Annotated in this window: 16 protein-coding genes; all 16 read left to right on the top strand. The window is 58.6% G+C overall.

The window, feature by feature from the left end:
* The first annotated feature begins 195 nt into the window (after window positions 1-195).
* Complete coding sequence (locus tag G4G71_RS22270) at window positions 196-579, top strand: putative PDDEXK endonuclease (protein WP_169940271.1); 384 nt, start codon at window positions 196-198, stop codon at window positions 577-579.
* Window positions 579-755, top strand: coding sequence for a hypothetical protein (locus G4G71_RS22265; RefSeq protein ID WP_169940270.1), 177 nt, complete (start codon window positions 579-581; stop codon window positions 753-755). The genes G4G71_RS22270 and G4G71_RS22265 overlap by 1 nt, the downstream gene beginning before the upstream one ends.
* Window positions 755-1,888, top strand: a complete 1,134-nt coding sequence (locus G4G71_RS22260) for an oxidoreductase (RefSeq protein WP_169940269.1) — start codon at window positions 755-757, stop codon at window positions 1,886-1,888. The genes G4G71_RS22265 and G4G71_RS22260 overlap by 1 nt, the downstream gene beginning before the upstream one ends.
* A complete protein-coding gene (locus G4G71_RS22255; protein WP_169940268.1) occupies window positions 1,885-2,256 on the top strand; it encodes an antiterminator Q family protein in 372 nt (123 codons plus the stop codon). Before G4G71_RS22260 ends, G4G71_RS22255 begins: the two co-directional genes overlap by 4 nt.
* A 184-nt stretch (window positions 2,257-2,440) precedes the next feature.
* Complete coding sequence (locus tag G4G71_RS22250) at window positions 2,441-2,659, top strand: HP1 family phage holin (RefSeq protein WP_205896247.1); 219 nt, start codon at window positions 2,441-2,443, stop codon at window positions 2,657-2,659.
* 157 nt (window positions 2,660-2,816) lie between these two features.
* A complete protein-coding gene (locus tag G4G71_RS22245; RefSeq protein WP_169940267.1) occupies window positions 2,817-3,275 on the top strand; it encodes a terminase small subunit-like protein in 459 nt (152 codons plus the stop codon).
* Entirely contained in the window at window positions 3,272-4,531 is a 1,260-nt protein-coding gene (locus G4G71_RS22240; protein ID WP_169940266.1) for a PBSX family phage terminase large subunit, read from the top strand. Before G4G71_RS22245 ends, G4G71_RS22240 begins: the two co-directional genes overlap by 4 nt.
* A 7-nt stretch (window positions 4,532-4,538) precedes the next feature.
* Window positions 4,539-6,809, top strand: coding sequence for a portal protein (locus G4G71_RS22235; protein WP_169940265.1), 2,271 nt, complete (start codon window positions 4,539-4,541; stop codon window positions 6,807-6,809).
* A complete protein-coding gene (locus G4G71_RS22230) occupies window positions 6,796-7,086 on the top strand; it encodes a hypothetical protein (RefSeq protein WP_169940264.1) in 291 nt (96 codons plus the stop codon). The genes G4G71_RS22235 and G4G71_RS22230 overlap by 14 nt, the downstream gene beginning before the upstream one ends.
* Before the next feature lie 54 nt (window positions 7,087-7,140).
* On the top strand, window positions 7,141-8,127 hold the full coding sequence (locus G4G71_RS22225; protein ID WP_240964828.1) for a hypothetical protein: 987 nt from the start codon (window positions 7,141-7,143) through the stop codon (window positions 8,125-8,127).
* A gap of 15 nt (window positions 8,128-8,142) precedes the next feature.
* Window positions 8,143-9,066, top strand: coding sequence for a DUF5309 domain-containing protein (locus G4G71_RS22220; RefSeq protein WP_169940263.1), 924 nt, complete (start codon window positions 8,143-8,145; stop codon window positions 9,064-9,066).
* 58 nt (window positions 9,067-9,124) lie between these two features.
* The gene (locus G4G71_RS22215; protein WP_169940261.1) at window positions 9,125-9,547 is read left to right on the top strand and encodes a hypothetical protein; all 423 of its coding nucleotides are present in this window, start codon (window positions 9,125-9,127) and stop codon (window positions 9,545-9,547) included.
* A gap of 40 nt (window positions 9,548-9,587) precedes the next feature.
* Entirely contained in the window at window positions 9,588-9,902 is a 315-nt protein-coding gene (locus G4G71_RS22210) for a hypothetical protein (RefSeq protein WP_169940258.1), read from the top strand.
* Window positions 9,902-10,195, top strand: a complete 294-nt coding sequence (locus G4G71_RS22205) for a hypothetical protein (protein ID WP_169940257.1) — start codon at window positions 9,902-9,904, stop codon at window positions 10,193-10,195. The genes G4G71_RS22210 and G4G71_RS22205 overlap by 1 nt, the downstream gene beginning before the upstream one ends.
* Window positions 10,192-10,797 (top strand): phage adaptor protein, encoded by a 606-nt coding sequence (locus tag G4G71_RS22200; protein ID WP_169940255.1) that lies wholly within the window; start codon window positions 10,192-10,194, stop codon window positions 10,795-10,797. Before G4G71_RS22205 ends, G4G71_RS22200 begins: the two co-directional genes overlap by 4 nt.
* On the top strand, window positions 10,794-12,929 hold the full coding sequence (locus G4G71_RS22195) for a phage head spike fiber domain-containing protein (RefSeq protein ID WP_169940253.1): 2,136 nt from the start codon (window positions 10,794-10,796) through the stop codon (window positions 12,927-12,929). The genes G4G71_RS22200 and G4G71_RS22195 overlap by 4 nt, the downstream gene beginning before the upstream one ends.
* Window positions 12,930-12,931 lie beyond the last annotated feature (2 nt).

The raw sequence follows: 12,931 nt of genomic DNA, 5'->3' as shown, positions 1-12,931 counted from the left end.
TATCGACTGGAAGAAATCCCCTGCCGGTGCAGAAGCTTTCCGTCCCGCAGCGCGAGAGCAAATGGCTTGCTGGTACAAGCGCGACAGCTCAGGCGAGGTGTGGTGCAACCTAGCGGAAGGGGCACATGTTGGCATTTGGACGCACATGGGTGGTCGCCGCGATTTCCCAGTTGGATCCTTCGTGCGAGTCGGGCAATGACCAACTCCCGCGCCAAGGGCGCCCGCGCAGAGTTGGAATTCGCCGGCCTGTGCTTCGACAACCTGGGCATCAAGGTAGAGCGCAACCTTGAGCAGAGCAGGGCGGGTGGGCATGACCTGACGGGGCTCGTCGGCTGGGCGCCGGAGATCAAGGCTCGAGCAGATATCCCATGCCGCAAAGACCTGCTCAATATGTGGGTGCAAACGCTCGAGCAAGCTACGCGCATTGACGCTAAGCCGGTCCTCGCGCTCAAGGTCAACCGCCGCGGCTGGACCATCTACGTCGATCTGGCCGACCTCAACGATTCCTGGCAGCGCTGCAAATCATGGGCAGCCATCGAACCGGAAGACTTCTTTCAGCTGGTTAGGGAGGGGATGTGATGCAGATCAGTGACTACCGCTGGACTCTGACGCCGCGTAGCGACTTGCTTGATCTCTGCGACAAGAAGCCCGAGCCAATCGCACTATTCCGTGATCAGCGCGCTGCGCAGGGCCACGGTCGGGCAGTCTACGGCGAACTGTTTGAAGTGAAGGAAATCACCGAGGAGCAAGCCTAATGGCCGCGCGCAAGCACGACGATGAAGCGATGAAGGAAGCCCTCTCCGGGCGGACGGTGGAGGAGGCTGCTCAGCTGCTGGAGATGCACCCGCGCACGCTGTTCACACACAAGGCGCGGCTTGCTCGTCAGGGATGGTCTCCTGAGCACGATCTTCACCATCAGGTTCCGGATGGCTTCCACCTCAAAGGCGCATCCACGCTCTACAGGGATGGCCAGCCTGTCCTTCAATGGGTGAAATCCAGCATCGACGAGGATCGCCAGCGCGAGCTGTTCGAGGCCTCATGCCATGCTGCGGTGAAGGAACTTCCGGTAGTCGTTCCGCGCAAGGCAAAGGGCGAATACGTCGATCACCTGCTGACCGCATACCCAATCGGTGATCCCCATTTTGGTGAGTACATCTGGGGCGAGGAGTGCGGCAAGGACTGGGATCTGGACATTGCTGAGCGTGTCCACTGCGGCGCCATGGCTGCACTGGTTGAGTCGGCGCCGGCCACCCGTCAGGCGCTGATCATCAACCTTGGGGATGCAGCCCATTACGACTCGATGATTGCCGTCACTCCGCGTTCTGGCCATCACCTGGATGCCGACAGCCGCTACGCCAAGATGGTGGACGTGCTGATCCTCGCCATGCGCCAGGTTGTCGAGTCGGCTCTGGAGAAGCACGAGAGCGTCCACCTCGTCCACGTCATCGGCAACCACGATGAGACCGGCGCTGTATGGCTCAGCCGTCTATTCGCCCACCTCTACAGCAAAGAGCCGCGCGTCACTGTGGAAACCTCGCCCAGCGTCTTCAGTTATTACCGCTGGGGTAAGACGCTGATCGGCATGCACCACGGTCATACGAGCAAGGCGGACAAGCTTCCCGGAATCATGGCCACCGACCGCGCGCAGGAGTGGGGAGAAACCCGCCACCGCTACTGGTACACCGGCCACATCCACCACGAAAGCAAGAAGGAATATCCAGGCTGCGTGGTTGAGTCCTTCAACACGCTCGCTCCGGGTGACAGCTATGCGCACTCAGGCGGATGGCGTTCAAGGCAGAACATGAAATGCATCGTGCTGCACAAGGAGCATGGTGAAGTGGCACGACATACGGTGAACCCGGACATGCTCAAGGGAGAGGCAGCATGACTTACGACGCAGAAGAGCTTCTGACGCAATGGGGGCGTTGGGTATGGCAGAGTGCTGGAGTTCCACGGTGCGTCTCGCCTTCCTATGCTCTGATGCGTGACAACGTGGAGCAGCTCAGCTGTTCCTCTGCAGCTATAACTGATGATGACGCCATGCTGATCGACTCAATTATCGCCAGGATGGGTAGAAGAGATCCTCAGATGGCTCAGTGCGTGATGCTCTACTACGCAACCAGCAGGACCATGCACGGCGTTGGTTTGGTCATGAAGCTGCAGCGGCTTAAGGTCAGAGAGCTACTCATGGCCGGTAAATGCTATGTTGAGGCGGTACTCGACATGCGTGATCAAATCACACAGAAAGCAGCATAAAAGCTGAAAACACACTTGCGCGTGTTAACTGCCAGGTGTAGGATTTCAGTCAAATTGCGGTTTTACCGCTTCGAAGCCTCGGCCATGCGCCGGGGCTTTTTCGTTTCTGCGCTTTCCCAGCGCTGCCGGTGGAACAGCCGGCGTTTTATTCACGCGGCCCTATGGCCTAACCCGGTGCCGCAGTATGACCGACGACCGCGCTATGTCCGCAGCCAGCTATGCAGGCGCGGGAATCTCCGTCCTTTCCGGTCTCACCCTGACCGATGTGGGCATCATCGTTGGTATAGCGACAGCGGTCCTCACATTCATCGCGAACATGGTCTATCAGCGGCGCAAATACCGTATGGACCGTGAGCTGCACGAGCTGCAGAAACGCGCACTGCAAGAGAGGCTGGGGGAGTGAACAAGCTCATCATCGCCGCCTTCCTCATCCTCGGCATCACCTAATACATCTACTCGCACCGCACTGACGACATCGTCGTTGCCTGGTGCCGGTTCATTGCAGGGATCGTCCTCATCGCCATTGGGGCGATTGGGTGGATGGTCTCTTAGAGACTCACATGGCTGGCGGAAGACCTACTGACTACAGCGAAGATCTTGCTGAGGTCATCTGCTTGCGCCTCGCAGAAGGCGATTCGCTGCGCACCATCTGTCGTGATGACGAGATGCCTGATAAGGCCACTGTGCTGCGCTGGGTTGCTCGCAATGAGCAGTTCCGCGACCAATACGTGAGGGCTAAGCACGAAGGCGCCGAGGCTCTAGCGGAAGAGATGTTCGACATCGCGGACGATGCTTCCAACGATTGGATGGAGCGCCTGGATGCTGAAGGGCAGGGAATAGGATGGCAGATCAATGGCGATCACGTCCGCCGTTCGCAGCTCCGCATCGATGTCCGCAAGTGGTATCTGTCCAAGATCATGCCGAAGAAGTACGGCGACAAACAGCAGCTTCAGCACACAGGCGGTGAAGGCGGCCCAATAGATCAGAACATCACGATCACCTTCCGCAAGCCTGAATGAACATCGAGTTCCCGGACAAGCTCAGCTTTCTGTTTGAGCCGCACCGGTACAAGGTCGCCTACGGTGGCCGTGGTAGCTCGAAGTCATGGAGCTTTGCCCGGGCGCTGCTGCTCCACGCTGCGATGACGCCTAAGCGTGTTCTCTGCACTCGCGAGGTGCAGAAGAGCATCGCTGACTCAGTACACAAGCTGCTGGCTGACCAGATTGCCGCGCTTGGGTTGGGAACGTTCTACGAAGTCCAGCAGATGTACATAAAGGGCCGCAACGGTAGCGAGTTCAGCTTTGCCGGCCTCCAGCAGCACACGATCGACTCGATCAAGTCCTATGAGGGCGTCGATATCGTCTGGGTCGAAGAGGCCCACGCGGTAGGCAAGAAGTCCTGGGACGTGCTGCTTCCCACGATTCGTAAGGAAGGCTCCGAGGTTTGGGTTTCATACAACCCTCAACTTGAGTCAGACGAGACGCATCAGCGCTTTGTGATCAACCCGCCGCCTGACTGCGTTTCGCTGCTGATGAACTACAGCGACAACCCATGGTTCCCCGCAGTGCTGGAGCAAGAACGCCAGCACGCGCAGGCAACCATGAAGCCAGAGCAATACGCCCATATCTGGGAAGGCAAATGCATGCCGGCAGTGGAAGGCGCCATCTACTTCGAGCAGATGAGCCAGGCCGAGTTGCGCATCATGCACGTCCCGCACGATGGGCTGCTGAAGACGCACGTTGTCTTTGACCTGGGCTTCAACGATGCCATGACGATCATCCTCGTCCAGAAGATGGCCGGCGAGATTCGCATCGTTCACTACATCGAAGGGCATCAGCGCACGCTCGCCGAATACAGCGCTGAGCTGCGTGGCCTTGAACTGGATGGTCAGCCCATCAACTGGGGCAGCGTCTATCTGCCGCACGATGGCTATCACAAGCGACATCAGAGCGGTAAGTCGGACGCCGAAGTCATGGGCCAGCTTGGCTGGAGCGTGCAGGAAGTGCCCAACCAGCCGGTAGAGCAGGGCATCAACCGGGCCCGCGAGGTATTCCCCCGCGTGTACTTCAACAAGGACCGCACAGGGCGCCTTGTCGAGTGCCTCAAGCGCTATCGCCGGCACATCAATCAGCAGACCAATGAGCCTGGCGCGCCACTGCACGACGAGTTCAGCCACGGCGCTGACGCATTCCGCTACCTCGCAATCGTTTCCGACCAGCTCAGCAACGAGCAATGGGGCGGATCGCTGAACTACCCACGCTACAACAACGCTTGAGGCCAGCATGGCAAAAATGACCGAAGACGAGCTGAAGGCCATCGTCTCAGAAGAGATGCGCCAGTCGCTTGGGTATTCGTCATCGAAGCTGTCCATGGCGCGCCAGAAGGCGGACTACTACTACTACGGCCTGCCGGTGGGTGATCTATCGCCACCTGAGGTAGATGGGCGCTCGAGCGTCGTCTCCACTGACGTGCGCGATACCATCGAGTCCATGCTGCCGCAGCTGATGGTGACCTTCGTCGGCACTGACTGCGTGGCTGAGTTCGAGCCGACCAAGCCTGAGGATGAAGGGAAGGCCAAGCAGGCGACCGAATACGTGAACTACCTGTTCACCAAGAAGAACAACGGTCACCGCATTGCTTACACCTGGATGAAGGATGCGCTGCTCCAGAAGAACGGCATCCTCAAAGTCTGGTGGGACACTCGCAACGAAGAGAAGCGAGAGGAATACCGCGGGCTGAGCGATATCGAGCTTGTGCAGCTCGCCAACGACGATGAAATAGAGATCGTCGCGCAGAATACCTACGAAGATCAGGACGATGCTGCACAGCGTCAAGAAGCCATCACAATGTTGATGCTTCAGCTCCAGCAGAATCCACAGGCTGCTCCACAGATTCAGCAGCAGATCGCTCAGATCGAGGCTGAGCCTCCAAAGCTGGTCTACGACGTCGTATGCAAGCGCGTGCGCACCGATGGCTGCGTCTGCATCGAGAACGTGCCGCCTGAAGAGTTCCTAATCGCACGCAACGCGAAGGACATCGAGACGGCAGGCTTCGTGGCTCACCGCGTGCAGCGCACTCGTTCCGAGCTGAAGTCCATGGGCTACAAGAACGTGGACCAGCTTGGAACTGAGGATTCCGGTCAGGCTATGAACTCCGAGCGTATCCAGCGCCTCAGCTGGAACGACGAGAACGCCTACATGGATCAGGATCCGACGCCCGACGAGAGTCAGGAGCGCATATGGGTTCTAGAGGCCTATCTGCGGGTTGACTACGACGAGGACGGCATTGCCGAGCTTCGCAAGGTCACCATGGCTGGCAATACGCTTCTCGACAACGAGACGGTTGACCTGATCCCGTTCGTATCGATTACGCCGATCCCGCTGCCGCACCAGTTCTTCGGCCTGTCCATCGCTGATCTGTCGATGGAAAGCCAGAAGATCAAGACCAGCATCCTTCGCGCCCAGCTGGACAACATGTACCTGACCGTCAATGGCCGGTACTTCGCTGTTCAGGATCAGGTGAATCTGGATGACCTGCTGACCTCGCGCCCAGGCGGCGTGGTGCGCATCAAGACTCCAGGCGCTGTGGGTCGTCTTGATCAAGGCGCTCCTGACATTGCCACATCCATGCAGCTCATGGAGTACATGCAGGAAGACCTGGAGAACAAGACCGGATGGACTCGGTACTCGCAGGGCAACGACAACAAGAACCTCAACGAAACCGCGACCGGGGTGAACATCATCACCAATCGGGCGGACATGCGCCTTGACCTCATCGCGCGCAACTTCGCTGAGGGCTATGTCGAGCTGTTCAAGCAAATCCTGAAGCTGGTTTGCCAGTACCAAGAGAAGAAGCAGGTCGTGAAGCTCACTGGCGGCTGGGTCGATATCGATCCTCGAGAGTGGCGCAACCAATTCGACGTAACCATCAACGTCGGCATTGGCATGGGCAACAAGGACCAGAAGGTTCAGCACCTGATGATGCTTGGTCAGGCTCAAGCTCAGGGCATGGCCATCGGTATCGCCAACCCCGAGAACATCTTCAACGCCGCAACCGAAATGGCGAAGCAGCTCGGGTTCAAGAATACAGAGAAATTCTTCACCGATCCCTCCAAGCAGCCGCCGCAGAACAAGCCTGACCCCGAGCAGATCAAGGCGCAGGGCCAGATGCAGATCGAGCAGGCCAAGATTCAGGCTCAGGGCCAGCTGAAGCAGATGGAGCTTCAACATGAGGCTCAGCTTGAGCAGGTCAAGCGCGAGTACGAGCTGAAGACTGAGCAGGCACGCATGCAGCTGCAAGCCGAGGTGGATATCAACCGCCAGCAAGCCGAAGCGCAACAGCAAGCCCTGAAGGCGCAGCAACAGGCTGAACTGGATGCCCTGAAAGAGCAGCAGGAAACCGAGCGGAAAGCCATGGAGCTCGAATTCGACCGCTGGAAGACAATCCAGGACAACGAAACCAAGGTCTTGGTCGCCCAGATCCAGGCCCATACCAGCATGAGCAACGCAAGAACCTCCGCAGCCAGCAAAGAGGCGCCGAATGGCAACGCTTGAGAAGCAGCTATACGACGCGAACCGGGCCCGCGAGGTCCTTGAGAACGAGGTGTTCATCCAAGTATGGGCAGACGTAGAGCAGGAACTGACGAAGGCGTGGCAGGAATCCCCGGCAAGAGACGTGGAGGGCCGCGAAAAGATATTCCTGACGCTCCAGATGCTGCGGAAGCTGCACAAAGCGATCCAGTCGACTCTGGACAGCGGGAAGCTGGCGGAGAAGGAACTGCAGCACAAGAAAACCCTCGCAGACCGCGCCCGCGGGATCTGGCCGCAATAAACGCAATGCTCACCGGACGTTCCGTCCTAATCCGTAGATAGCCGAGGGCAATCCATGTCGATGAAATCCGCGCCACTCAACGTAGATGGCGGGGCGGACGCGTTCGCCCAACTTTTCGCAGAGCCTATTGATCAAAACGGCACAGATGTTAACGGCGATCAAGATGCCAGTGCGCATGACGCCAACGCGAATGCATCTGACGCCGATGCCGATGGCGCCGATGCAAGTCTTGACCAAGATGCCGACGCTGATGGCGCAAATGACGGCCAAGATGGTGATGAAAACGAGCCTCCAAAGTTCACCGTGAAGGTGGACGGAAAAGAGGTTGAAGTCACGCTGGATGAGCTGAAGAACGGCTACCAGCGCCAATCCGACTACACCCGCAAGACCCAGGAAGCCGCAGAGCTGCGCAAGCAGGCTGATTCCGAGCGCAGCCAGGCCAACCAGGAGAGGGAACACTACTTCAACAACCTGCAGCGCATGCAGGTGCAGTTGGAATCGGTTCTGGAACACCAGAGCCAAATCGACTGGCAAAAGCTGATCGACGAGAACCCGGTTGAGGCATTGCGGCAGCAGCATCTCTTGCAAGAGAGACAAGCTCGCTATCAGCAAGTCATGGCCGAGCAACAACTAGTCGCACAGCAATACCAGGCCGAACAGGCGCAAGCCCAGGCTAGTTACCTGTCCGAGCAGCGGGAAGCACTTCTCGCCAAGCTCCCGGATTGGAAGGACGACGCGAAGGCCTCAGCCGAACAAGGCGCCATCTCGAAGTTCCTGCAAGAGCAGGGCTTTGACAGCGCCGAAATTCAAGCAGTGATCGATCACCGACATGTGCTCATCGCACGTGACGCGATGCGTTACCGCGACCTCATGGCCAATGCCAAAGCGCAAGCCAAGAAGGTCCAGGAAGCACCGCAGCGAGTGGTCAAGCCCGGCGTGAGCGAATCCAAAAACATCGATAAGCGGACTGCTGCCATGAAGCAGCTGAGCAAGTCCGGCTCCATCGATGCGGGCGCCCGCGCATTCGCAGAAATTCTCTAATCAGGAGTCGCCATCATGGCCGCACCCGCGAATACCTTCCTCACCACTGCCGCTATCGGTAACCGTGAGGACCTGACCGACATCATCTACCGCATCAGCCCGACCGCCACGCCGTTCATCTCCATGGCCGCCAAATCCAAGGCGTCCAACACCCTGCATGAATGGCAGACCCAGGATCTGGCTGCTGCGGTCACCACCAACGCCCAGGCTGAAGGCGATGATGCTACCGCCAAGACCGTCACCCCGACTGTGCGCCTCAACAACCGCACCCAGATCTCGACCAAGACCGTGATCGTCTCGGGCACCCAGCAGGCGATGAATCCGGCAGGCCGCAAGGACGAGCTGGCCTATCAGCTCTCCCTGGCTTCCCTTGAGCTGCGCCGCGACATGGAAAGCTCGGCAACCCAGCTGGATGTGACTGCAACCGCGCCGCGTCAAGCACGTGGTCTGGTTGGCTGGGTCGTGGACAACGTGGACCGCAACGGCGGCACCCTGGCTTCGTACACCGGCAACACCGGCCGTACCAAGGGCACCGCAGTCGCCTTCACTGAATCCCGCATGAAGAACGTTCTGCAACAGTGCTTCACCGCTGGCGGCGATCCGGACACCATCCTGCTCCCGCCGAAGGCCAAGCAGACCTTCTCCACCTTCACCGGTAACGCCACCCGCTTCGACAAGTCCGAGGACGCCAAGGTGTTCGCCTCCGTGGATGTGTATGTGAGCGACTTCGGCGAGCTGAAGGCCGTGCCGAGCCGCTTCCAGGATGCGAACGATGTGTTCGTGCTGGAGTCGGCCAAGTGGGCCATCTGCTACCTGCGTCCGTTCCAGACCATGGAGCTTGCCAAGACTGGCGACTCCGAGAAGCGCGAGCTTCTCGCTGAGTGGACCGTGGAAGCGCGCGCTCCGAAGGCCAACGGCGCTGTATACGACGTCGCCTGATCGTAACGGCATCTAGAGGGGAGCTTCGGCTCCCCTTTTTCTTTTAGGAGACAGCAACATGCCCCAGATCAAGCAAGTCGCTGACGGCTCCCTCGGTATCGAGGGCGTCGATAGCGGCGACGGCGGCTTCATTCCGATCACCCTCAACTACACCGCAAGCGCAGTGGACTGCACCATGTTCACCGCTGACCGCGCCTGCATCGTCAAGGCTATTCGTGGCCGCGTCGACGTGGCTGGCACTGGCGGCGCCTGCACTGCAGTAATCCGCAAAGCAGCCAGCGGCACCGCGCTCGCATCGGGAACCGTGCTTCACACCGGCAGCTTCAACCTCGTCGGAACCGTGAACACCCAGCAAACCCTCGTCCTGTCCACCACCCCGAGCGACCTTCGCCTCGCGGCTGGCGACTCCATCGTCTTCGACCTCACCGGTACTCCGACCTCTGCTGTCGGGGCAATCAGCGTCCTGCTGAACCCGGCCTGATCCTCCGCCCCTTCGGGGGCGGCTCTCTTTGGAGCCAGCCATGAGCAAAGTTTTCATCGCCAGCGCGATCACTGTGACCGTGACTGGTTCGACCATCGCCACTGGCGCTGCCTCTGCCAGCGCAGCCATTCCCAAGGCGCAGAGCGGCGAGTTCCCGCGCTATATCCGTATCGCTGCCACTGCCGCGGCCTATGTCCGCATTGGCAAGGGCGCACAGACCGCCATTGCAACGGACCTTCTTGTTCAGCCAGGTGATGCCGTGGTTCTGGCTGTGGCTAGCGGTCTGGATACCGTCGCAGCCATCCAGGTTGCGGCCGCTGGCGTCGTGCAGATTTCGCCGATGGAGAACATGTAATGGATGCGCTGGATCTGGACACCAAGTTCCACTTCCACGACGGCAAAATGACCGTCGAGCGCACCCAGGACTGCACGCCCATCGCGGAATTCACCAAGGCTAAGCACAACGCCGGAATCTACGGCGATTCCGAGATGAAGCATGCGGCTCGCATTCCTTATGTGATGATTGAGCACTACTGCAATAAGCACGACATCACCTTCCACGAGTGGTGTGCCAACAAAGAGCACATCAAGCGCATGCTCAATGATCCTGACCTGAAGGCGTTCCGCGTCTGGCCGGGGGCTGTATGAGCATTTCCAACTACGCGGAACTTCAGGCCGCCGTTGCTGATTGGCTGAACCGGAACGATCTGACTGCGCGCGTCACTGACTTCATCCGCATGGGCGAGGATCAGCTCAGCCTGGACCTGAAAGCCAGGCAGATGGAATCCCAGGTGATCCTGAACACCACTGCCGGGGTGGCGAATGTAGCGTTGCCGACGGATATGCATGAGCTTCGCCGCTTCCGGGTGAATGTCCCGTATAGCCAGCCGCTGGCGTACCGCACTCCTGACGAGATCAGCGCAGACTATTCAAGCTCCGCCTCAGGCCAGCCAATCGTCTACACCATCATTGGCTTCAATGCAGAGCTGGCACCGATCCCTGACGCTGCGTACCAGCTGCTCCTGACCTACCAGCAACAACTGCCGCCTCTGAGCGATCTGGCACCGGTCAACTGGCTCATCACCGATTTTCCGTCAGCCTACCTCTATGCGTCTCTGCTCGCCGCCGAGCCGTTCCTGAAGAACGATGACCGAATCCCGACATGGCAGGCGATGTATCAGAAGATTGTCGATTCCATCAATGGGTCTGACTGGGCCGTAGCCAGCACGCTGCGGGTGCGCGCTCGATGATCCCTGTTACCGGATTCGCGCCTGATGCTGATGTTACGACGCCGGGCCTGATCAGCGCATGTGACAACCTAGTGCCGTATCTCAATGGCATGGAGGGCGCACCATCGCCGTCTATTCCAGCCAGCACGCCGCCACTCCCGAGTGCATGCCTTGGCGCTGCTGTAGTTGCGAAGCTGGATGACACTCGCCGAATACTCGCCGGCACGGCAGATATGATCTATGAGCTGGCTGGCGGCGCATGGACGGCTCAAGGGCAATGGAGTCGCGCAAGCACTGCCACCTATTTCGACTCTGCCGGCATCCTCCAGACCGCAGGGATCAACGTCCCGCGCAATAACTATGATCCGTTTACGCTGCAGGCGCTGGGGTTCCTGCGTGAAGCTGCCGCAACCAATCTTCTGACTTTCAGTTCTCAGTTCAGTAATGCTGCATGGAACAAGGTCAATGCGAGCATTACTGCTGCGGCTACAACCGCACCTGATAACACGCTGACCGGTTCAAAGCTCATAGAAACTGTTGTCACTGGCTTGCACCAAGTGAACATGATTTCTACTAGCACTGGGCAGCGAACCCTTACCGCATTTGTAAAGGCTGCTGAACGAACCAGGGTTGAACTTCAACTGAGTGATGTGGTTTCGGCGGCTATTTTTGCAGTTTTCGATCTTTCGGCTGGAACTCTAGTAACCCTGACTCCTGCTGCCCCTTGGACCGGGGTAAGCGCATCTATCCAGCCCATTAATAATGGCTGGTATCGTATTAGTCTTACCGCTACGGCTGGGCAGGGTACGCAGATCAGGGCGTGCATCAACCTGAATAATGGAACCACCAATAGCTACCTGGGCAATGGAACATCGGGCGCCTATATCTGGGGTGCTCAACTAGAAAGTGGTGGCGTTGCTACTAGTTATATCCCTACCGATGCTACTACCGTCACGCGCGCAGCTGACGTGGCTGTGTATTCCAGCGGGACGGATACCAGATGGGTATTTGCTCAGTTCGGTGACGCCACTCTGGCGACCAACCGCACGAATAACATTCAGCGTTCTACTGGTGGCGCTTTCACCGATATAGCAACCGCACCGAAGGCCGAAGTCATCTTCACCGTAGGCGCCTTTGTCATGGCGCTGAACGTCAATGACGGGACTGAAAAGCCGGATGGATGGGCGTGCAGCGCTGCCTTTGATGACACCAGCTGGACGCCAAATCTTGCCACCCAGGCCACGGCAGGCCGTCTTGTAGCAACGTCTGGAAGGCTGACTGCGGGCATGAGGCTTGGTGAGTACGCCATCGCCTACAAGGCTCGCTCGATCTATCTCGGCCAGTATGTCGGAGCGCCTACCGTATGGAACTGGCTGCAGGTTCCAGGTGGCGAGGCTGGCTGTGTCGGCAAAGAGGCTATCTGCGATATCGGCGGCGCGCACTTCTTCGTTGGCGATGACAATTTCTGGATCTTCGACGGCACGCGGCCGATTCCTATTGCTGATGGAACCGTGCGGCAGTGGTTCTTCGACAGCTGCAGTCCACAGTATCGCTATCGCACCATCTGTTCGTTTGATAGGCAGAAAAACCTTGTGTGGGTCTTCTTCCCATCGAACAGCTCGAGCACTCCAGATTCGGCAATCGTCTACCACATCATTGCCAAGAAGTGGGGCATCGCGAATCGCTCCATTGAGGCTGCGCTGAACTATGTGCAGCCGGGGGTAACGATTGACGGTCTTCCAGCCTTCTCGGCAACCATCGATGGGCTGGCGTCGTATTCATTCGACTCGCAGTTCTGGCTGTCGGGCGGCCGCTCAATGGCGATTTTCGATACGAGTCACCAGCTGCAGAGCATGACCGGGACGTCCGTTGCCAGCTCCATGACTAGCGGAGAGGTGGGTGACGATTACACCGTCAGCACCATGAACTCCATCCGCCTGCGCTATGCACAGGCTCCGTCGAGTGCTTCTGCACAGGTATTCGCTCAGCAGAACTCCGGCACAGGCTTCATGGCGACAGATACCGGCGCGGTTCTGGATGGGAAATTCGATGTTCGGCAGACGGCTCGCTGGCACAAGGCGACCTTTACCTTTGCAGGCCCCGTGAGGATTACGCATATGGATGCGAGCCTCGCTAAGGCAGGGATGAGGTGACG

Source organism: Pseudomonas multiresinivorans (assembly GCF_012971725.1).
Taxonomy (GTDB): Bacteria; Pseudomonadota; Gammaproteobacteria; order Pseudomonadales; family Pseudomonadaceae; genus Pseudomonas; species Pseudomonas multiresinivorans.
The sequence above is the reverse complement of the archived record's forward strand: the minus strand, read 5'-3'. Positions and strand labels throughout refer to the sequence as shown.

What these genes read in the sequence shown, in the direction of transcription:
- G4G71_RS22215 (WP_169940261.1), top strand. Translation starts at nt 9,125, where the DNA reads ATGCCCCAGATCAAGCAAGTCGCTGACGGCTCCCTCGGTATCGAGGGC.
- G4G71_RS22205 (WP_169940257.1), top strand. Translation starts at nt 9,902, where the DNA reads ATGGATGCGCTGGATCTGGACACCAAGTTCCACTTCCACGACGGCAAA.
- G4G71_RS22200 (WP_169940255.1), top strand. Translation starts at nt 10,192, where the DNA reads ATGAGCATTTCCAACTACGCGGAACTTCAGGCCGCCGTTGCTGATTGG.
- G4G71_RS22230 (WP_169940264.1), top strand. Translation starts at nt 6,796, where the DNA reads ATGGCAACGCTTGAGAAGCAGCTATACGACGCGAACCGGGCCCGCGAG.
- G4G71_RS22265 (WP_169940270.1), top strand. Translation starts at nt 579, where the DNA reads ATGCAGATCAGTGACTACCGCTGGACTCTGACGCCGCGTAGCGACTTG.
- G4G71_RS22245 (WP_169940267.1), top strand. Translation starts at nt 2,817, where the DNA reads ATGGCTGGCGGAAGACCTACTGACTACAGCGAAGATCTTGCTGAGGTC.
- G4G71_RS22210 (WP_169940258.1), top strand. Translation starts at nt 9,588, where the DNA reads ATGAGCAAAGTTTTCATCGCCAGCGCGATCACTGTGACCGTGACTGGT.
- G4G71_RS22195 (WP_169940253.1), top strand. Translation starts at nt 10,794, where the DNA reads ATGATCCCTGTTACCGGATTCGCGCCTGATGCTGATGTTACGACGCCG.
- G4G71_RS22240 (WP_169940266.1), top strand. Translation starts at nt 3,272, where the DNA reads ATGAACATCGAGTTCCCGGACAAGCTCAGCTTTCTGTTTGAGCCGCAC.
- G4G71_RS22225 (WP_240964828.1), top strand. Translation starts at nt 7,141, where the DNA reads ATGTCGATGAAATCCGCGCCACTCAACGTAGATGGCGGGGCGGACGCG.
- G4G71_RS22250 (WP_205896247.1), top strand. Translation starts at nt 2,441, where the DNA reads ATGACCGACGACCGCGCTATGTCCGCAGCCAGCTATGCAGGCGCGGGA.
- G4G71_RS22260 (WP_169940269.1), top strand. Translation starts at nt 755, where the DNA reads ATGGCCGCGCGCAAGCACGACGATGAAGCGATGAAGGAAGCCCTCTCC.
- G4G71_RS22255 (WP_169940268.1), top strand. Translation starts at nt 1,885, where the DNA reads ATGACTTACGACGCAGAAGAGCTTCTGACGCAATGGGGGCGTTGGGTA.
- G4G71_RS22220 (WP_169940263.1), top strand. Translation starts at nt 8,143, where the DNA reads ATGGCCGCACCCGCGAATACCTTCCTCACCACTGCCGCTATCGGTAAC.
- G4G71_RS22270 (WP_169940271.1), top strand. Translation starts at nt 196, where the DNA reads ATGACCAACTCCCGCGCCAAGGGCGCCCGCGCAGAGTTGGAATTCGCC.
- G4G71_RS22235 (WP_169940265.1), top strand. Translation starts at nt 4,539, where the DNA reads ATGGCAAAAATGACCGAAGACGAGCTGAAGGCCATCGTCTCAGAAGAG.